Origin of the sequence: Hafnia alvei, assembly GCF_900095695.1 — a bacterium.
Taxonomy (GTDB): Bacteria; Pseudomonadota; Gammaproteobacteria; order Enterobacterales; family Enterobacteriaceae; genus Hafnia; species Hafnia alvei_B.
In genome coordinates, this window is the sequence record NZ_FMIQ01000029.1 from 43,422 (window position 1) to 61,984 (window position 18,563).

Annotated in this window: 16 protein-coding genes; 8 read left to right on the forward strand and 8 right to left on the reverse strand. The window is 46.9% G+C overall.

Annotated elements, in window-relative coordinates; genetic code table 11:
• Positions 1–45 precede the first annotated feature (45 nt).
• Positions 46–720 (forward strand): pyrimidine 5'-nucleotidase, encoded by a 675-nt coding sequence (gene yjjG / locus BN1044_RS08525; protein ID WP_072308330.1) that lies wholly within the window; start codon positions 46–48, stop codon positions 718–720.
• A gap of 496 nt (positions 721–1,216) precedes the next feature.
• Here yjjG and nqrE read toward each other — a convergent pair whose 3' ends face one another.
• The 3 genes from nqrE to BN1044_RS08540 form a co-directional block, all read right to left on the reverse strand.
• Positions 1,217–1,765 (reverse strand): NADH:ubiquinone reductase (Na(+)-transporting) subunit E, encoded by a 549-nt coding sequence (nqrE, locus tag BN1044_RS08530; RefSeq protein ID WP_081329558.1) that lies wholly within the window; start codon positions 1,763–1,765, stop codon positions 1,217–1,219.
• Positions 1,766–1,973: 208 nt separating this feature from the next.
• Positions 1,974–2,399, reverse strand: a complete 426-nt coding sequence (locus BN1044_RS08535; protein WP_072308332.1) for a GNAT family N-acetyltransferase — start codon at positions 2,397–2,399, stop codon at positions 1,974–1,976.
• A 63-nt stretch (positions 2,400–2,462) separates the two neighbouring features.
• Positions 2,463–2,666 (reverse strand): hypothetical protein, encoded by a 204-nt coding sequence (locus BN1044_RS08540; RefSeq protein WP_004095514.1) that lies wholly within the window; start codon positions 2,664–2,666, stop codon positions 2,463–2,465.
• Between the two features lie 298 nt (positions 2,667–2,964).
• Between BN1044_RS08540 and BN1044_RS08545 the strand changes: the two genes are divergently transcribed.
• The 3 genes from BN1044_RS08545 (at position 2,965) to BN1044_RS08555 (ending at position 4,388) form a co-directional block, all read left to right on the forward strand.
• Positions 2,965–3,291: a DUF2623 family protein gene (locus tag BN1044_RS08545; protein ID WP_072308333.1), complete on the forward strand. Its 327-nt coding sequence runs from the start codon at positions 2,965–2,967 to the stop codon at positions 3,289–3,291.
• A 193-nt stretch (positions 3,292–3,484) separates the two neighbouring features.
• Positions 3,485–3,913 carry a TOBE domain-containing protein gene (locus tag BN1044_RS08550; protein WP_072308334.1) on the forward strand — a complete coding sequence of 143 codons (429 nt, stop codon included), beginning with the start codon at positions 3,485–3,487 and terminating at the stop codon, positions 3,911–3,913.
• Between the two features lie 4 nt (positions 3,914–3,917).
• Positions 3,918–4,388: a GNAT family N-acetyltransferase gene (locus BN1044_RS08555; RefSeq protein ID WP_072308335.1), complete on the forward strand. Its 471-nt coding sequence runs from the start codon at positions 3,918–3,920 to the stop codon at positions 4,386–4,388.
• A 77-nt stretch (positions 4,389–4,465) separates the two neighbouring features.
• Here BN1044_RS08555 and BN1044_RS08560 read toward each other — a convergent pair whose 3' ends face one another.
• The gene (locus tag BN1044_RS08560; protein WP_072308336.1) at positions 4,466–5,827 is read right to left on the reverse strand and encodes an APC family permease; all 1,362 of its coding nucleotides are present in this window, start codon (positions 5,825–5,827) and stop codon (positions 4,466–4,468) included.
• Between the two features lie 728 nt (positions 5,828–6,555).
• Here BN1044_RS08560 and BN1044_RS08570 point away from each other — a divergent pair.
• Positions 6,556–7,098 carry a DUF1003 domain-containing protein gene (locus BN1044_RS08570; protein ID WP_072308337.1) on the forward strand — a complete coding sequence of 181 codons (543 nt, stop codon included), beginning with the start codon at positions 6,556–6,558 and terminating at the stop codon, positions 7,096–7,098.
• A 38-nt stretch (positions 7,099–7,136) separates the two neighbouring features.
• Here BN1044_RS08570 and yegD read toward each other — a convergent pair whose 3' ends face one another.
• Positions 7,137–8,489, reverse strand: a complete 1,353-nt coding sequence (yegD, locus tag BN1044_RS08575; protein ID WP_072308338.1) for a molecular chaperone — start codon at positions 8,487–8,489, stop codon at positions 7,137–7,139.
• 195 nt (positions 8,490–8,684) lie between these two features.
• Between yegD and alkA the strand changes: the two genes are divergently transcribed.
• Positions 8,685–10,121: a DNA-3-methyladenine glycosylase 2 gene (gene alkA / locus BN1044_RS08580; protein ID WP_072308339.1), complete on the forward strand. Its 1,437-nt coding sequence runs from the start codon at positions 8,685–8,687 to the stop codon at positions 10,119–10,121.
• Positions 10,118–10,603, forward strand: a complete 486-nt coding sequence (locus tag BN1044_RS08585) for a methylated-DNA--[protein]-cysteine S-methyltransferase (protein ID WP_247650289.1) — start codon at positions 10,118–10,120, stop codon at positions 10,601–10,603. The genes alkA and BN1044_RS08585 overlap by 4 nt, the downstream gene beginning before the upstream one ends.
• Here the strand turns inward: BN1044_RS08585 and BN1044_RS08590 are convergent.
• The 3 genes from BN1044_RS08590 to BN1044_RS08600 all read right to left on the reverse strand — a co-directional run bounded on the left by BN1044_RS08590 (position 10,600) and on the right by BN1044_RS08600 (position 15,545).
• Positions 10,600–13,587, reverse strand: coding sequence for a PAS domain S-box protein (locus BN1044_RS08590; protein WP_072308340.1), 2,988 nt, complete (start codon positions 13,585–13,587; stop codon positions 10,600–10,602). The genes BN1044_RS08585 and BN1044_RS08590 overlap by 4 nt on opposite strands.
• A 216-nt stretch (positions 13,588–13,803) precedes the next feature.
• A complete protein-coding gene (gene mgtE, locus BN1044_RS08595; protein WP_072308341.1) occupies positions 13,804–15,240 on the reverse strand; it encodes a magnesium transporter in 1,437 nt (478 codons plus the stop codon).
• A gap of 74 nt (positions 15,241–15,314) precedes the next feature.
• Complete coding sequence (locus BN1044_RS08600; RefSeq protein WP_072308342.1) at positions 15,315–15,545, reverse strand: YfgG family protein; 231 nt, start codon at positions 15,543–15,545, stop codon at positions 15,315–15,317.
• 543 nt (positions 15,546–16,088) lie between these two features.
• On the opposite strand from BN1044_RS08600, the gene BN1044_RS08605 reads away from it, so the two are divergent.
• Positions 16,089–18,293: a sensor domain-containing phosphodiesterase gene (locus BN1044_RS08605; RefSeq protein WP_072308343.1), complete on the forward strand. Its 2,205-nt coding sequence runs from the start codon at positions 16,089–16,091 to the stop codon at positions 18,291–18,293.
• Positions 18,294–18,563: the final 270 nt, after the last annotated feature.

Here is an 18,563-nt window from a genome sequence, read left to right on the forward strand (position 1 = left end):
AGTGCTTAGTGAGCGAAAAGAAAAATGACGAGAGAGGCGAGTACCATGAAGTACAGTTGGGTTCTTTTTGATGCTGATGAGACGTTATTCCGTTTTGATGCTTTTCAAGGTTTAAAGCTGATGTTCTCTCGTTTTAACGTTGATTTTACCGATCAGGATTACGCAGAGTATCAGGCGGTTAACCAGCCACTGTGGGTGGATTATCAAGATGGCCGAATCAACGCACAACAGCTACAGATCACGCGTTTCGAGCTTTGGGCTCAACGCTTAGGAGTGACCGCTTGCCAAATCAATAACGCCTTTCTGCAGGCGATGGCTGATATATGCGATGTGCTACCTGGAGCCAGAGAGTTAGTGAATGCGCTGAGCGGTAAGGCCAATATGGGTATTATTACCAATGGTTTTACTCAGCTGCAAACGGTGCGTTTGGAACGAACAGGGATGAAGGATGCATTTTCTACGTTGGTGATTTCTGAGCAAGTTGGGATTGCTAAACCAGACGTTGGGATCTTTGAATATGCGTTCTCACAGATGAATCATCCGCCCAAAGAGCGCATTTTAATGGTGGGTGATAACCCTCACTCAGATATCTTGGGCGGTATCAATGCAGGCATCGATACCTGCTGGCTAAATACGACCGGTGCGGCTTTGCCAGACGGTATTTCGCCAAGCTATCAAGTGAGCTCGTTAAACGAGTTACAGAAAATATTGTTAGCTTAACGCAGCTAAAAAAATCCCCTCAGTTGGTAACACCATTCACTTAAGCGTGATTTTAGGGGAAGTACACCGATGGGGTCGTAGCAGCTTTAGCTGCCGGAGCGCCCCGCGGTGTGCTAGCCCCGTGTATCTCGATCTCTTAAACGAACGGCGTTATCTCAGTTGGGGATTTTTTTGGCTAAGAGTAAATCTAGGAATTCATTTACCAATACATTTTAGTTAGCAAAACGCAGGCGATAACACCGAGCGCGGCTACGCCCCAGCAAAAGCGTAAAACAAGCGTATCGATAGTTGATTTATTGTCTGAGATATAATTTTTTACAGTCGTAGTCATGAGATTTGCCTTGAAATATGAATCGGTATGGATCCTTTTTATACTTCAAAACGGTGTTTCATTGTGACGCTGTTCACGTTACGTTGGATAAATCATACAAATGATGCATTTATAGACAATGGATGCATCATTTCGCACTTATGGCTAATTGAGTTTCTAGGCTGTTTAAAGATTGATGCCGGCAAATGACATAAACCCAAGTGACATTAAACCTGCCGTGCAAAATACTGCACCTAATCCACGCATTCCTTCGGGTATATTTGAGTACTTCATTTTTTCCCGCAGACCCGCCATCGCGACAATCGCAAGTAGCCAGCCAAGCCCACATCCCGTGCCATATACAAATGACTCGGTGAAGTTATATTCGCGCTGAACCATAAATATGGTTGCACCAAATATTGCGCAGTGAATGGTTAAAAGCGGTAGAAACACACCCAGCGAATGGTGTAGTGCAGGTAAGAAGCGATCCAATATCATTTCTAATATTTGCACCAGTGCGGCAAGAACGCCGATAAAGGTAATAAAGTCGAGGAAGCTTAAATCAAGGCCTTCAATTAAAGCGCCGTCTTTGAGTAGATAGTTATAGATGAGATTATTTAACGGTGTAGCAACGGCTAATAATACGGTAACGGTGAGCCCAAGCCCAAATGCCGTTTCGATTTTTTTTGAGACAGCCAAAAACGTACACATGCCTAAGAAGAAATTTAGGGCCATGTTTTCGACAAAGACAGCGCGAAAAAAATATTTAGGTATTGCTCAAGCATCATGCTTTTCCATAAGCGTCAATCAATTTAATATCCGAAATAATAGATTAACAATCAGGAAAAACCGAGTATTGAGCACGATCAGTTTTCAATCACAAACCATTCATAGAACAGATGTTTATGATGAATTTGTGATTGAAATAGGGTTTAGTGGGAAATTAGATAAGACTCTCGGCGGTGCAGGTCCACGCGCTTGGGTGTTGATCAAAGCCCAAACGTGGGTAATATTCCTGTGCGAGCGGTGCTGCCAGCAGAATAACTTTGCAGTTGGGTTTCAGCTGGCGACACGTCATCTGTATTAATGCCTTACCTACACCGCTTTTTTGCACCGACTCTGATACCGCCAGATCGGATAAATAGCAGCAGTAGTTGAAATCTGTCACCGAACGAGCGATGCCAATCAGGCGCTCACCAGCCCATGCAGTGACTAAGATATCTGCATGTTCTAACATTCCAGCCAAACATTCAGGGTTATCTAGCGGGCGTCGAGGGCCTAGCGTTGTTTCAGACAACAATTGTGAAAACTGTGCCACAGTGATCGGTTTATTGACGTGATAACACACTTCGGCTGGCGTTGATGACATCTCTGACCTTCCCGTTAGTTTACTAAAACTGTGACGTTATATTATTGATATTAAAATCAAAAATTAACGTTGGCGCTGTGATTTAGCCCATTGCGCTTTCTGCCAATCTTCACAGCAGTCTTTGTCGCAAAAGTTGCCACTTTCAATTTTTTCGTGGCAGTTATAACACATACCGGTAAATGGCATCTGCGTCTTTTGGCGGTTAGCAAGAGCGAGGTCACGCTCTAATTCTTCCAGTGCACTGGCGTTGTCAAACTCATCAGCCATTTTCTTCCCCTATGTAGTCGTGACAAAATTGAGTAATAACAGAATTTCGTGATTACAGAATAGCGTTATGATGCGGTTCTCGAATCAAGCACGTGATTATACTCGGTTGAACGATGATCGTCATACACTTGAATTGACCCTCATTCGATTCTCAGACTTGTCTTTAGCCTACCTCGCGAAGGGTATACCTTTCATTGATATAATCGTTATATAATAATTTATATAACGATTGCTATTTGCTCAACGATAGCAATTTATTGAGGTTATCTCTCATGGTGAATGAGTCGTGGAGGATGATGTGAAAAATCATTTTGGCGAAGGTGTGATGGACGGCGTAAGGGCTTATGAACCTAAATCGGCCAATGAGATGAGCCAGCACTGCTTCGACTATCGGCGTGGTTTCGTTTGTGGATTTGCACACAGCTTTGGCAAACGGGTTGAAAATCGTTATATGGCTGCCTGCCGAGCGGGGGAGTTGGCGCGCGATTACGGACTAGAACGTGATGCCATTGCTGATTTTTTCCACGGCAGCGAAGATCGTGGTTTGCAGGAATATTATTACTCTGGTTATGAACGTTCACGTCGCGCAGACGAAGTCTTCTTTGGTGCTGAAGTGGCTGGCTGAATAGATCGGGTTGGTCTCTGTTGCTGCGATTAACTTCTGTTAGTATTAAGGGTCGGTCTAGATTCGTGAATTTCAAGCAACATCAATGTGAGTTCGTCTTACTAACCTGAATTATCTCCTTGATGTTACGTGAGTTGTTTAGAGTCTGCATCATTGTGTCCTCAATACAGTTTGTTTAATCAAGGAGAGCAAAATGTCTGTTTCAGCACGTAACCAATTTAGTGGCGTCATTTCAGCTGTCGCGGATGGAGCCGTCAATGACGAGGTTGAATTGACCTTAAACGGCGGCTCGAAAATTGTGGCGGTCGTCACTCACGCGAGCAAACAAGCCATGGGGTTAAGCAAAGGCAAAGACGCTGTCGCGTTAATCAAGGCGCCTTGGGTTATTTTGGCTTCAGAGGATTGTGGTTTAGTATTTTCTGCCCGTAATCAATTCGCCGGTGAAGTGAGTGCCTTTCTTAAGGGGGCTGTGAACTCAACGGTGCATGTGAAAACCGATCAGGGGATTGAACTCACTTCCGTTGTTACCAATGAAAGCGCAGAGGAAATGGCGCTAAGCGCCGGCAGTCGCGTAATTGCATTGATTAAAGCCTCCAGCGTTATGCTGGCTACCAAGGCCTAGTCTTATGCCGCAGATTCAATTTCGCCTGTTTGATCATTCTGATGCGCTTGCTTTGCGGCTAGTGTATGAGTCTGCGGTTTCTCAACTCACCGTGGGTGAATATAATCTCGCTCAGCGAACGGCATGGATTGAGGCTAGTGCGGATCCTAATTATTGGCTGGACGTACTTGAGCGTATTCAACCGACCGTAGCCTTAGTTGACGGAGAGATCGCCGGCTATTTCGATTTGCAGCCTGATGGATTAATCGATCATTTCTATGTATCAGCTTCATTTGCGCATCAGGGCATCGCTCGAGCGATGATGGATGAAATACTGCAACGAGCGCAGCTGCGTAGCCTTCCTGAAATTTATGCTTATGTAAGCCTTACTGCCCAGCCTTTCTTCACGCGTTATGGTTTTGAGATTGTTTATTGCCAAAACGTTGAGGTCGGCGGACAGCAGCTTGAGAATGCGCGCATGTGCAGACGGCTTTAGGCGCGTTTGTCGATTGGCTAATAAATATAAAAAAGCCCGTTCAGTGAACGGGCTTTTTAGTTTATCAGGTTGAGTTTTTACTGAGCGATTTCAGCGTCATACTGCGGAGGCGGTTGACGGAAGCGGCGAGTCAGGAAGGTTAAGTAACCCAGACCGATAGCGCCCCAAATCAGACCTAACGTCATAGAGCTCTCTTCCAAGTTTACCCACAGCACACCAACGGTTGCAGCGCCTAATACCGGCAGCAGCAGATAGTTGATGTTGTCTTTCAGCGTACGATTACGTTTTTCACGAATGTAGAACTGAGAGATAACTGACAGGTTCACGAAAGTAAACGCCACCAGAGCACCAAAGTTAATTAGCGCTGTGGCTGTCACCAGATCAAATGATACCGCTGACAAGGCAATGCAACCGACCAACAGCACGTTGAACGCAGGAGTACGCCATTTCGGGTGGATGTATCCGAACAGGCGCTCAGGGAACACGCCATCACGGCCCATAACGTACATCAGGCGAGAAACACCGGCGTGTGCGGCCATACCTGAAGCCAGTACCGTGACGCAGGAGAACACCAGAATGATGGACTGGAAGAACTTGCCTGCTACAAACAGCATGATTTCTGGCTGTGATGCATCTGGGTTCGCGAAGCGTGAGATATCTGGGAAGTACAACTGTAAGAAGTACGACACCACGATAAAGATCACACCGCCAATCAGCGCTGTCAGGAAAATTGCTTTCGGGATAACGCGCCCTGCATCTGGCGTTTCTTCAGACAATGAACTGATACCATCAAAGCCTAAGAACGAGAAGCAGAGTATCGTCGCCCCGGTTATCATTGGCACCACATGCGCATTTTCAGAGATAAATGGACGGCTGCTGATCAGCGTACCGGCACCTTCACCACCGTAAATACCGTGGATAACCAGACCCAAGAAGATAATCATGATAGCAACCTGAATCACCACAATGATGGAGTTCAAGTTTGCAACGAGGTTAATGCCTCGTAGGTTAAATAGGGTCATCAGCGTGACTAAACCACCCACAAAAATCCAAGACGGTACGCCTGGGAAAATTGCTTCAAGGTAAATTTTAGCCAGCAAAATGTTGATCATCGGCATAAACAGATAATCAAGTAGAGAAGACCAACCCACCATAAAACCAACGTGCGGGCTAATCGCCTTCTGCGCGTAGGTATAGGCTGAGCCAGCTGACGGGAAGCGTTTAACCAGCTTTCCGTAACTAACCGCAGTGAACAACACTGCAATCAGTGCAATAGCATAAGATGTGGCAACGTGGCCATCAGTGAGACCGCTAACGATACCAAAGGTATCAAAAATGGTCATCGGCTGCAGATAGGCCAACCCCATCATGACGACTTGTACAAGCGTCAATGTTTTACGGAGTTCGACACGTTTTTGAGGTGAGGTATTAATCGCCATGACGCAGTCCTCCCATGCTCTCGACTTTTTGGTTCGATGTTGCGCAAAGCGGAGAGATCACAGGAAAACTTCGTGTGAAGAGACTACTAATAATTGAATAATATTCGGACAGGGGAGATGTAAAAGAAGCGCGAGCGGAGAAAGAAGCTCCAGCCCCGTAGTCGCTGCTGCTGCAGCGCATGCCAGTGAATCCCGGCGCGAAAGCGAATGATTGCCCCATCTAAGTTTCCTCAGTAGTAGCGCGGCTAAATGTGCCGCTAAATAGCGATTATCATGTCCGGTTTTAAGCCGGCCTCAGTTATAAAACTCATTACCTGATGCAAAAAAATAACCGATGTCATTTTATACATCGGCCATTTGCAGGGCGCGTATTTTGCCCCAAGGGGGACAATCTGACAAGATGTGTAAGCGTACTTGAGGCCTTTCTTTTTTGCTTTTCGTGCTATTTTTTCGTTTTATTTAGCTCCGGCAAAAAACATGCCCAAAAAGCTAACAAATTCACAACCGATTTTGGCCTTAATCGTTCACTGAAGTACTAAATTTCAATCTTAATTCGTGAGTTGAATCATGTATCGCAAATGAGAATAGATATCTGATTTGCTTTTTTTTATCGACTTTGCCGGGGCATGTTTGACGAATTCGAATGTCGTTGCCAAAGTGGGAGTATCCTGTCATCGGTTTAATTGCCCCACGATGAAAGCTACTGATGTTTGTTGCAGAGAAACTCCATGAATATTAACGATAACTCATTACTACAAAAGCTGCGTGAATCGCGTCGTTTACGTCGAGAAAAGTTCCTGAATCAGAAAAAGGCCACGAATGTTACCGGCACTTCGGTACCGGCTTTAACGCTAGGTCAGCGGATGGCGGATGGCGTTACCAGCGTGATTGGTTCGTGGCGGTTTATCATCATCCAAAGCATTTTGCTAGCATGCTGGATGGTTGGTAATGCATGGTTTGGCCATAATGCGTGGGATCCCTATCCATTTATCCTGTTGAATTTGCTGCTTTCATTTCAGGCGGCCTATACGGCACCAGCCATTATGATGAGCCAAACGCGGCAAAGTGATATGGATAGAAAAAGGGCGGAAAATGATTTTGAGATTAACGTGAAAGCGGAGCTGGAAATTGAGTTGTTGCACGAAAAAATCGATCTGCTGAAAGAAAAAGAGATTCAGGCACTCACAGAAGCAATTCGCAGGCTGACGGAACGTCTTGATGCCGCCGCACAGCAGACAAAAAACGTGGCACCTACAGATGATGTTCAATAGGTGCCACACTTCATTGGTAAGTTGGCATTTACTTACATTTAGCGATAAATACGCTGCGCCCAGCGTGCCAAACCGGCGGTTACCGAACCAAAGTCGTTGCCACCGACGATTGGGATCCCCGGCAGCTGTCGCGCCAGCGCATCACGAATCAGAGGTGAGCGAGCACTTCCTCCGGTCAGATAGATGACCTCAGGCGTGATGTTGCTGACGGTTAAGGCACTGCTGACCTGCTCTTGAATGCGCTCTAGAGGCTGAGTGATGGCTTCGGCTAATTCATGAACGTTGAGGTGCTGAACTAGGCCATTGGCAATGAAATCCAGCGTTGTGCTGATGCTATCTTGCTGAGAAAGCGCAATTTTGCTCTCTTCTGCGCTACGCACTAAGCGATAGCTTAGGCGCTGCTGATAAACTTTCAGCAGAAGTTCAACCTTGCTAGGTTCAGCGGCATCACGGATTAAATCACGTAACATGCGGCCATTCGCCGTGCTGTAAAAGTCGCTTTGTGCGGGAACGTCGTTGGTGGCGACCGCATTCCAATAAGGTAAGGCAGGTAGCGCGGTGCCTTTTTCGGTGACGCCACCCGCGCCCAACAGCGGCATGAGCTGTTTAAAGGCCAGCATGATATCCAAGTCGTTACCGCCCACGCGGCAGCCGCTGTGGCCCAGCAGGCTTTCATGACGATCGGTGCGATCGCGCCACTGCGGGCCCATCAGCAGGACGGAGCAGTCGGTTGTACCCCCTCCGATATCAACGACCAGCACTTTTTTCTCTTCGTTCAGCGTTGCTTCAAAATCAAGCCCAGCAGCAACGGGCTCAAATTGGAAAGTCACATCCTGAAAACCTGCGCGATGGGCAGCACGGTCAAGAATACCTTGTGCCTGTGCGTTGGCCTCTTCGCCGCCGGTGCCTTGAAAGTTCACCGGACGCCCAATAACCGCTTGGGTAATTGATTGATTCAGCGTGCTCTCCGCCTGACGTTTGATGTGGAACATCATGGCGCACACCAAATCCTCAAACATTGCGATTTGCTGAGGTTTCAAGCCGTTGGCACCCAAGAATGACTTCGGTGATTTGACGAAGTAAACCTCTTCTGGGTCTTCTACATACAGGCTGAGCGCCTTTAGGCCAAACTGTAGGCTATCTGCGGTGACGGGAATATCTTCTTCCCGATTAAAATTTATCGCACGGCGCAATAATTGTTGGTTTTCATCGCTGCCGGTTGGCACTTGCCAATGGCGATGTAAGCATTCGCTTACGGCTTCACGCGTAGGCGCACACAACATTGAGGGCAGATACGGAGAGTCCTGCTCAAGCGGTAGTAATTCAGGTTGGTCACCTTGCATGACTGCGACGGAGCAGTTTGCGGTACCGTAATCAAATCCAATAAACATATGTTCTCCTGCGTTCCCCATGCCATGAAGGGCGGCGACTTTACTCTATTGTGCCGTTTTCATCAATGAACTCCTCCCGTCATTCCTGTTTAGGCATGCGGTGGTGGCGATCTTATGGTGATATCAATGTCCGATTTCCGCGAGTCAGAACGGATAATTAAGGATAAGCTGTGTACAGAATAAGCGGGGGGTAATATGAACGGTAATCATGAAATCTGGTATGCCGCATTAAAAGCACGCGATCCCAAATTTGATGGGCGTATTTTTGTCGGAGTGTCATCAACAAAAATATATTGTCGTACGGTTTGCGGAGCGCGCACGCCAAAAGCAGAGAACTGTCATTTTTATCCTAGCGCAGCGGCGGCTGAGCGCGATGGTTATCGCCCATGCTTAAAGTGCCGCCCAGAGCTCGCTCCCGGCTTATCCATTGTCGATCTCTCTAATCGTTATATACAGGTTGCGGTTCAGCTAATCGAGCAGGGCTATTTAACGCAGAATAGCTGTGAGGCACTGGCGACGCGTTTAGGTATTTCGGATCGCCAGCTACGACGGGTTTTCGCCGAGCATTTTGGTGCTTCACCGATTGAGTATGCGCAATCTTATCGCTTACTGCAGGCCAAACGGCTTTTGATGGATAGCCATCTGCCGTTAGAGGAAGTGGCGTTCAGCGCGGGCTTTGGTAGTTTGCGACGCTTTAATGAGTTATTCAGTGCGAGGTATCGAATGACGCCCAGTTCTTTGCGTGCCAATAAGACGAAGCAAGAAGAAGGACTCATGCTTTCGGTTAGCTATCGTCCTCCCTATGATTGGGGCTGGATGCTAGGGTTCCTGCAGGCGCGCTGCGTGGCCGGTGTGGATAACGTGACGGACGAGGGTGAATATCAGCGCACGTTACGCGTGGGGCAGGATTCGGGATGGATTGCTTTGCGCCCCGATGCTCAGCGATGCCGAGTCAAGGTGCAGATTTCGAGCTCTTTAACGGCGCATGCGCCAGAAGTGCTGCGCCGAGTTCGCCAATTGTTAGATTTAGATGCTGATCCGCAGGCCATCGCTGAAGGCTTAGGTGAGCTCGCCTTGCACAATCCAGGATTACGTTTGCCGGGATGCATGAATGCGTTTGAACAGTCGGTACGGGCTATTTTAGGGCAGGTGGTTAGCGTAAAAATGGCGGCGAAATTTGCCTCGGCGATTGCTGAGCGTTGGGGGGAGTTTGTAGATACGCCGTTAGAGGGTTTGAATGCCATATTCCCCGATGCTAATCGGTTGGCTGTGCTGTCAGCGGAAGAGCTCAAAATTATCGGAATACCACTTAAACGCGCCGCCAGCATTGTGCGTTTGGCGCAGGAGGTGAGTGAAGGGCGTCTTATCCTAGAAGATGTTCTGGATATTGAAGGGAGTATTGCGGCTATCACCGCTATTCAAGGGATCGGCAGTTGGACCGCTACCTATATTGCGATGCGCGCGTGGAGTTGGCCAGATGCATTCTTACAGGGCGATTATCTGATTAAACAGCGTTTCCCGCAGATGACGCCGAGTAAAATTGTGAAATATGCCGAACGATGGCGGCCATGGCGTGCCTATGCCAATTTGCATCTTTGGCATAACGACGCTTGGACAATGGAGACATTATGATGAATTACAGTCAGTTTAAAACGCCTCAGGGCCAGATGTTTATTTTGTTTGATGATAACAGTGTGCACGGCGTCTATTTTGATGGGCAAAAATATCTGCCTGATTTTAGTCAGCATCGGGAGCTCAATCATCACCCTGTACTTGAGCGTGCACGTCAGCAGCTACAGCCTTATTTCTCCGGCGACAGCGATGGCTTTGACTTCCCGTTGGCGGCGCGTGGCACGCCATTCCAGCAGGCTGTATGGCAAGCATTAAGCGAAATTCCCTGCGGTGAAACCTGTACCTACATGGCCGTGGCGTTGAAAGTCGGTAATCCTAAAGGCGTGCGGGCCGTTGCTCAAGCAATCGGACATAACCCGTGGTCGGTCGTGATCCCGTGTCATCGAGTCATTGGCTCCTCAGGGAAATTAACCGGCTACGCGGGCGGCATCGATAGGAAAGCCTGGCTTTTGAAGCGAGAGGGTGCCGATATTCCGCTCTAGTTAATGCCGAAATATCCGTCCTGTAGAACGGATGAAAGCGGTTTAACTTCTTGAATCATATTGCCAAAGGCTAAATCGATTTTGATGCTGTCGAGAGTCAGCAGGGAAGCCTGTATGTCGGCGGGTCCTGCGATAGTCTGCGCGCCGTGACGCCATGCATTTCCATGGATGATCGAAACCAGCACTTCGTCCATTTGATTGCAATGTACGTTGGTGATAAGCGTTGGCGTGATCATGACATATTCGATTTTGACTGACTGCAAACGTTCAATCACGCTGAGGTTGCGGCCAAAGTCTTCAAAGATCAAACGACAGCCTAGATCTGTGAGTTTATTAAGCACAGGCTGCGCTTGTGCGTAATCTTCGTTAAGAGCGCTTTCAGGCACTCGAAGCATTAATCGTGAAGGCGGAAGCGGCGAGGCTTGAATCATCTCAAACATGCGATCGATAAATGCTGAGTTGCATAGACTACCGGTGGCAATAGGAATAGCGATGCTAATACCTTTGTCTTTCAAAGCATGCGCTTGGTTTTCTAGCACTTCACGTAGCAACCAACGGTCGACCTCTTCACGGCGATGATTTTGGAAGCAAGATTCCTGAAATAGCTCAGGTAAAATATTTACCCCTACGGCGTTATGAGGGATGAGATCGAGGTTATAAAACGCGATAGACTGAGGTGTTTTGGGCGGCGCAATGCCCTGAGCCTGAATGTTGATGCGGTTTTCTGTCAAAATATCATCAATATCTTCAGCGCTAAGTAACCCTTTACCATAGTTTAAGTGCTGCTTGTGTTTGGGCTCATAGCTCATTAATTTGCCACGTCCGCTGTGCTTCGCTGTGTAACACGCTATGTCGGCCTGATTCATCAGATCAACGGCCAGGGCGTTGCCTACGTTGATAAGCGTCATGCCTGCACTGGCGCCAACGCGATGAAGTTTTCCTTCCCATACAAAGAGGTAGTCATTTATCTGATGAATGATATGTGCAATGATTTCTTTAGCTTTGCTTGCTTCGCAATCGATAAGAATGAAAGCAAATTCATCGCCGCCTAGGCGGGCTAACATATCCTGAGTGCGGATATTTGAATGCATAAGTTGGCTGATTTTTTGCAATAGGGCATCGCCAGCGGCATGGCCGGCGCTGTCGTTAACGGCCTTAAATCGGTCTAGATCGAGGAATATCAGCGCGTGGGAGCGTTCTTCCTCCACGGCCTGACGGAGGGCTCGTTTCAGAGCCTGTTCAAAGCTAACTCGGTTCGGTAGCCCGGTCAGTGGATCATGCAATGCGCTATAAGAGAGCTTGCGTAGCAATTCTCGAGATTCGCTGACATCTTGGAATACCAGCACATAGCCCATTACGTTCCCGTTGATCGTGGTGAGCTCGGAAACTCTGCTTTGTACATCGAAATGCGTGCCTTGTAAGTTTTTTAGGATCAAGCGATCTTCGGCTCGTCTGGCATGACTGCTTTCATCAGTACGCAGCGGGTAAACGCTGTCACCATCAATACCGTCATACAAATGCACGATATTGTCGATGGGTAAACCGAGCGCTTCCTGTTGTGTCCAACCGGTCATCTTTTCTGCAACGGGGTTCATGAACGTCACCCGCATCAGGCTATTGGTACTGATCACCGCGTCGCCGATCGACGTCAGCGTGATATGCAGACGCTCTTTTTCTTCATGCAGTTTGTCTAAAAGCTGTTGTTTGTATCTTTCGTTATTCTTTATTTCGCTGATGTCTTTTATTTGCGATACGAAATACAGCGGTTCACCTTGAGGATCGCGAATTAAGGAAACGCTGAGCAGGGTCCAAATACTGGTACCCGAACTGTGTAAGTAGCGTTTTTCCATGCTGTAGCTGCTAATCTTTCCTTCCACTAACGCATTTAGTTGATGGAGGTCGGACTCTAAATCGTCGCGGTGCGTGATGTCTTGAAATGTCATGTCGGTTAGCGTGCGCGCAGGATAGCCCAGCATCTGGCAAAGCGCAGGGTTTACCTGAATCCAGCGGCCATCAAGGCCAACCAATGCGGTACCGATAGCTGAAAATTCGATCACGTTGCGAAAACGGGTTTCGCTTTCTTCGATGTGGTCGCGCTCTAGGCGGAATGCGTGCATCAGTACCGCAACCGAGTTAACGGGCAACAGCACCAGCAGAAGCGGGGTATAAACCAGCACATCATTCACGGAAGGGTAGGCTGAACGTATATCTACCACGTGATAGGCCATCATGATCGCCAGCAGGACTATGACACATAAAAAACTGGTAAACGCCTGTAGCAGCGGCAGGCGAATGGCGGCCCAAAGCATAGGAATGATGGCGAAAGTGAAGGGGAAGGGCAGATACTGCATGGCGTAAAAACAAGAAACCATCGCAATCGCAATGATCATGATGCTTTCTGTCAGCGTTCGCTCATTAAGACTCTTACGCCAAAAGCCGCGATAATAGAGAAGTCCAACCGGTGTTAGCGCCATCACACTGATCGATTCTGACATAAACCAGACACCAAAAATTTGGTTGAATGGCGCAAGTCCATGCAGTGAAACAATGGTTGCGGCTAACGTTGCACTAAATAACGGTGCGAGTATAACGCTGCAAATAACAAATCTGAGCCAAGTATAGAGCCCGTTAATTGGCGATTTATGATTTAGGAATCGGCTCAACAGCAAGGTGCATACCACCGCCTGAACTTGATTGATCAAAGCGAGTTGAACCGAGAAGAGGCTGATAGGGAAAAATGTCCAATTAGCTGCCATGGTGGCTAACTGAGCGGCGAGCAATATAAAAGGCCATTGATGCTTTTTATGATGGAATAAAAAGGCAATAGTTGCCGCCGTAGGGAACCACAAAGAGGCTAGGTTGGTGTCGTGCTGAGTGAGTGTGATGCAGAAGCAGGCAAGCAGATAAATCAGACCGGCGAAAACGGTAAGCGTCACAATAAAATAGGGCTTTTTTTCATCGCCAACATCTAAACTAACATCCATACCCCTGCCTTAATGACGTGTACGTGACACGTTCAATACGTTAATTTATCTGATATTTATTGCGTTAGCATTTTCACGAATATTAGTCTAAATGTCATCATGTGCAACATTAATTAGCATAGCAAATGAATTCTGGTTTATCTCTTGTGAGGTGTTTAGCTGTAGCGCACAAGACAACGAAAGAATCTGTGCGCTAGCTTGAAAGTTAGCGAGGTGTTAAAGCAGAAATAGCGTTGCCAAACCGAGGAAAATAAAAAAACCGCCGGTATCTGTGATCGCGGTGATAAGTACGCTGGAACCCACGGCAGGATCACGGCCAAAACGCATCATAGTCATCGGGATAATGACGCCCATTAACGCGGCCATCAGCAAATTTAGCACCATTGCCAACGTCATGACGCCACCCATAGCTGCATTGTGGTAAAGCAAAAAAGTGACGACGCCCATAATGCCGCCCCAGACCACGCCGTTAATCAGCGCCACGCCCAGTTCGCGTAATAATAAGAATGAGACATTCCCGGCCTGGATGTGCTGCAAGGCCAAGGCCCGAACTATCATGGTGATAGTTTGGTTTCCTGTGTTACCGCCGATTCCTGCCACAATAGGCATCAACGCCGCAAGCGCCACCAACTGCGAAATAGTGTGCTCAAATAAGCCGATAACGCGTGAAGCCACGAACGCCGTGCACAGGTTAATGGCCAACCATGCCCAACGGGTTTTGACCGCCTTTGTTACGGGAGCGAAAACATCTTCTTCGGCGCTTAAACCGCCCATACGACGTAAATCGGTATCACTCTCTTCATAAACGACGTCGACGATGTCTTCGATGGTTAGGCGTCCCATTAGCTTGCCTTTGCCATCAATCACGGCAGCGCTGAGTAGGTCATCTCGTTCAAAGGTACGCGCTGCATCTTCGTCATTATCTTCGGGATCAAAAGTTGCAGGGTCTTTGTCCATGACATCACCAACCAGCGCCTCTGGTTTATTCAGCAAGACCGTGGTTAGAGAGAGCTCGCCAAGCAGACGGTTAGTGCGGTCAGTGACAAACAGTTTGTCAGTATTGAGCGGAATGGTTCCGCGCATGCGTAAAAAACGCTGCACGGTAGCGAGAGAAATATCAGGGCGCACGGCAATGATTTCGAAGTCCATAATCGCGCCAACGGTATGCTTACCATAGCGGATGACCTCTCGAACCTGTGCGCGTTGCTCTGGTTCCATGGACGTAAGTAGGCGTCCCATCAAATTGCGTGGGAGGTATTGTCCGAGATAAACCTGTTCATCAATATCTAGTGATTGCAGGGCTTTGAGTAACTCTTTGTCACTCATCTCGTCGATCAGGCTGTCCCAGACGCTTTCAGAGGCTTCAACCAGCGTTTTACCGCGTTTTTCTTTTCCAACCAAACGCCATAATGCGTGTCTTTCTTCTGCAGGAAGTGCTTCTAGTGTATCCGCCAAGTCTGGCGCAGGGAGTTTATTTACTAGCGATTTTATTTCTGCGGTCTGGTCGAGAAGTTCGGGATTGTTGAGCTGCGAGGGGTCTTCAAGCTTACCGAGTATCCCTTCAGATAACGATTTATTATTGAGTAGTAACTGGAGGATACGGAAGCGATCTTCTGCGCGTTGTTTGACGCTATTTTTTGCAATGACGGGCATTGGAAAAATCATTCCTTTTTTATTAATTATTAAGCAGCAGGCGGGAATTGAGCTCTTAGATAGTAGTCGTCAGACTAGGGTTGTGCCCCTTTTTTATCCACTGACGACGTTTCTGGGGTATTCATCTGTAAAGGCTGAGATTTTTCAGTAGGCGCAGGCGTTGTATTTTCTTTTTTTTCCTGATGATGGGATATCGCACCAAAGGAGGCATAAACTAAGCGGCCAATCAAAATAAAGAAGCTGATTAGCAATACAATTTTGGTCATGTGGACGTTAGTACGTCGTTTTAATTTATGAATATTCATCACTATCTAATCATCTCGTTTTAGAGATATCAGTCTCTGATTTAGGCATAGTCGGGCTCGGGCGTCAATCATAGGATACCGTGTGATAAAAATATTTCATACTATGAATGAGTTACCTCATCACACTGCTTAACGTTTAATAGGGTAATTTTCGACGCTGACAACGTCTAGCATTTTAGTTGCTTTTTAAATGATGGTTTAACATTGGTTCATTATTTAATCTTTTTGTGTCATGTATGCTGAGAGTGACTTACAGGATAAATCTGGATTAAGCATAATTTATGATTGAATTTAGTGTTTTTTGATCATTATCAAAAGGTAGAATGCGCCGTTACATAATATTTCAGGCCGCTCTCAGATGTATTTCATTACAATGGGCTTGGGTTGACGTTCTGAACTCCAAAGGTTGAGTTCAAAAGAGTGATTAGGAAGCCACTTTTAATTATCATTGTTTTTTCAACGGTTTCTATTTTATAAGTTGCTTTATGACCGTGTTAGAACATGTAGCAAGGAGTGACCTCGGGACCTGTTGAAGTCTAATCCATGAGCCAATTACAATATTTACTGCATCGTTTGAATTATTGGTGGGGGACTCCCCTGCTTTTTGCTCTCGTATTATTACCTTTCAGCCTTTTTGTATCTCCTCATCTCGTCACGAGTGATGGTGTCGTTTATCTTTTATTCTTACCAATGGCGGTTTCACTTTCGCTATTAATGATTTTTAGCTGGCGCGTGATGCCAGCGCTAGCCGTTGTCTCCTTTGGTCTTTATATCTATAAGATAGGTTATTTACCGGGGGCACTTGTTGCCACTGCGCTAGTGCTTTCGCTTGGTATTAGCTGGTATGGCTTTCTGAAGCATGTAGGGCGGCGTTGGTCATGTGGCTTTGGCCGAATGCAAACCATGTTGCCGCGGCTGTTTTGGATGGTTGTCGTATTGCCGCTCGTCTTCCTGATGTTGATTCAGATAATTGTTGCTCTGGGCATTTTCGAACCCGTTGAAAAAATGGCCGCATCGGCACCTTTTTCTATTAGAACACTGATTGGCTACCAAGCATTGGTACTCGCCTGTCTCGCGGGTGTACCTGCGTGTTATTACCTGCTGCGTGTTGTTCTTAAGCCGCGTTTTCTTAGCGTCATTGTAAATCGTTGCCGTAAGGAAATCGCGCAAGGTGTCACGGCATGGGAAATTCAGATCTGGCTGTTGCTGCTCGTAGCGATGATAACCGTGTTGGTTATTCCTGCCACTGACGATAGCAGTATTTTTTATACTGACTACACGTTAACGCTGTTGCTGCCATTAATGCTTTTTGGTGCGATGCGCTATGGATATCAGCTCACCAGCTTGGTGTGGTCAGCATCGGTGATCACGTTACTCCTAAACTATGACGGTTTTGTACAATGGGATAATTTGGTTCATAGCCTTGCGTTGATTATGTCGATGATGGTGATGTTTACGCTGACGATTATTCTGATGGCGGCAGTGAATACACGCCAACGTCGTCTTTATGAAAAGACCCAGCGGGCATCAATGATCGATCCCGTCATTCAACTGCCGAACCTTCGTTGCCTACAATATGACTTGCAGCAGCATGAGCGTTCGGTTGTTTGTTTCCTACGTATTGCGAATCTCGATACGCTTTGCCGCACGTATGGCATGCAGCTTAAGCTTGAATATAAGCAACGGTTAGCCTGCATGATCAAAAAAGTGTTGGCGGCTGACGAAGATGTGTATCAGTTACCGAGTTACGATCTTGTCTTGCGCCTTAATAATCGAAATGCGCCCGAAACGATTAAACGCCTTAATGATGCGATGAAGCTATTCCGCTTACTGTGGAACGGCTTACCACTACGTTTGCACTATGGAATCGGCTATTGCACGGTTCGCCAGCCGCTGGTTCATATTTATAGCGTTATTGGCGAGTTGAGCTCTATGGCAGAGCGTTCGCTACTTACAGGGAATGCGGAATCCACCCACCTCAATGCTCAGAGCTTGCAGCAGGGTATTCATAGCAAAGTGGCGATGCTGCATCATATCCAGCAAGGATTGGATAAAGATCGGTTTATGCTGATGGCTCAGCCTATTGAAGGGTTTCGAGGCGATCGTTATCACGAAATTTTGCTTCGCCTGCATGATGAAGATGGCAATATCATCATGCCTAACGACTTCTTCCCTGTTGTCGCTGAATTTGGTCTGAATTACGATGTCGACTTATGGGTACTTGTTCATGTACTGGAGTTTATTAATTTAAACCGTGAGCGCTTTCCTGCTGCATGTTTCTCGATCAATCTGACTCCGTCAACGCTGGCTAGACCTACGCTGGTACAGGATATCTCCCGCTTGTTGGCCAAGTATCAGGTTGAGGCCTACCAGATCATTCTCGAAATAACAGAAAGTAATATTACGCAGTCTAAAGAGCTCACGGCAAAAACACTGTCACAGCTCCGACAGATGGGATGCCGAATTGCTATCGATGATTTTGGCACTGGTTTTGCCAGTTACGATCGCCTGAAGAATATTGAAGCTGATATCTTAAAAATTGATGGCAGCTTTGTTCGTGAATTGATCGATAGCCCGATCGATCAGCAGATTGTCTCTGCGATGTGTCAGATTGCGCGCTTGAAAAAGCTTTTAGTGGTTGCTGAGTACGTCGAAGATGAAGCACAGAAGTTTCAGTTAAAAGCACTGGGTGTTGATTATATTCAGGGTTATCTGCTAGGAAAGCCGCAATCTCTCGCTTCTCTCTAAGTTAAACCAGAAGTTAACGAAATCTGCGTTTTATGGCCGCCAGTGTTTTCTGGCGGCTATTTCTTTTTCATTGTTAATTAACAAATTGATTTTTATATATTTTATTTGTTCATTTTTACCATTTGATAGCGATATACATTATTTTTTTGCCATGGTCTCTCGCAGTGTAAAATTCTATGCGTGGGTTATTTATTGAACAATCATCCGCAGAGAATACCACCCTAAGGGGCAATTTATGTATGGTGATACTCTTAAAATGCCAAATCATTA

Excerpts from the sequence above, each read along its gene's own strand:
- yegD (WP_072308338.1), bottom strand. The coding sequence starts at position 8,489 with ATGTTTATTGGATTTGATTACGGTACCGCAAACTGCTCCGTCGCAGTC.
- BN1044_RS08555 (WP_072308335.1), top strand. The coding sequence starts at position 3,918 with ATGCCGCAGATTCAATTTCGCCTGTTTGATCATTCTGATGCGCTTGCT.
- BN1044_RS08570 (WP_072308337.1), top strand. The coding sequence starts at position 6,556 with ATGAATATTAACGATAACTCATTACTACAAAAGCTGCGTGAATCGCGT.
- BN1044_RS08550 (WP_072308334.1), top strand. The coding sequence starts at position 3,485 with ATGTCTGTTTCAGCACGTAACCAATTTAGTGGCGTCATTTCAGCTGTC.
- mgtE (WP_072308341.1), bottom strand. The coding sequence starts at position 15,240 with ATGCCCGTCATTGCAAAAAATAGCGTCAAACAACGCGCAGAAGATCGC.
- BN1044_RS08590 (WP_072308340.1), bottom strand. The coding sequence starts at position 13,587 with ATGGATGTTAGTTTAGATGTTGGCGATGAAAAAAAGCCCTATTTTATT.
- BN1044_RS08540 (WP_004095514.1), bottom strand. The coding sequence starts at position 2,666 with ATGGCTGATGAGTTTGACAACGCCAGTGCACTGGAAGAATTAGAGCGT.
- BN1044_RS08600 (WP_072308342.1), bottom strand. The coding sequence starts at position 15,545 with ATGAATATTCATAAATTAAAACGACGTACTAACGTCCACATGACCAAA.
- BN1044_RS08605 (WP_072308343.1), top strand. The coding sequence starts at position 16,089 with ATGAGCCAATTACAATATTTACTGCATCGTTTGAATTATTGGTGGGGG.
- BN1044_RS08535 (WP_072308332.1), bottom strand. The coding sequence starts at position 2,399 with ATGTCATCAACGCCAGCCGAAGTGTGTTATCACGTCAATAAACCGATC.
- BN1044_RS08585 (WP_247650289.1), top strand. The coding sequence starts at position 10,118 with ATGATGAATTACAGTCAGTTTAAAACGCCTCAGGGCCAGATGTTTATT.
- BN1044_RS08560 (WP_072308336.1), bottom strand. The coding sequence starts at position 5,827 with ATGGCGATTAATACCTCACCTCAAAAACGTGTCGAACTCCGTAAAACA.
- nqrE (WP_081329558.1), bottom strand. The coding sequence starts at position 1,765 with ATGGCCCTAAATTTCTTCTTAGGCATGTGTACGTTTTTGGCTGTCTCA.
- yjjG (WP_072308330.1), top strand. The coding sequence starts at position 46 with ATGAAGTACAGTTGGGTTCTTTTTGATGCTGATGAGACGTTATTCCGT.
- alkA (WP_072308339.1), top strand. The coding sequence starts at position 8,685 with ATGAACGGTAATCATGAAATCTGGTATGCCGCATTAAAAGCACGCGAT.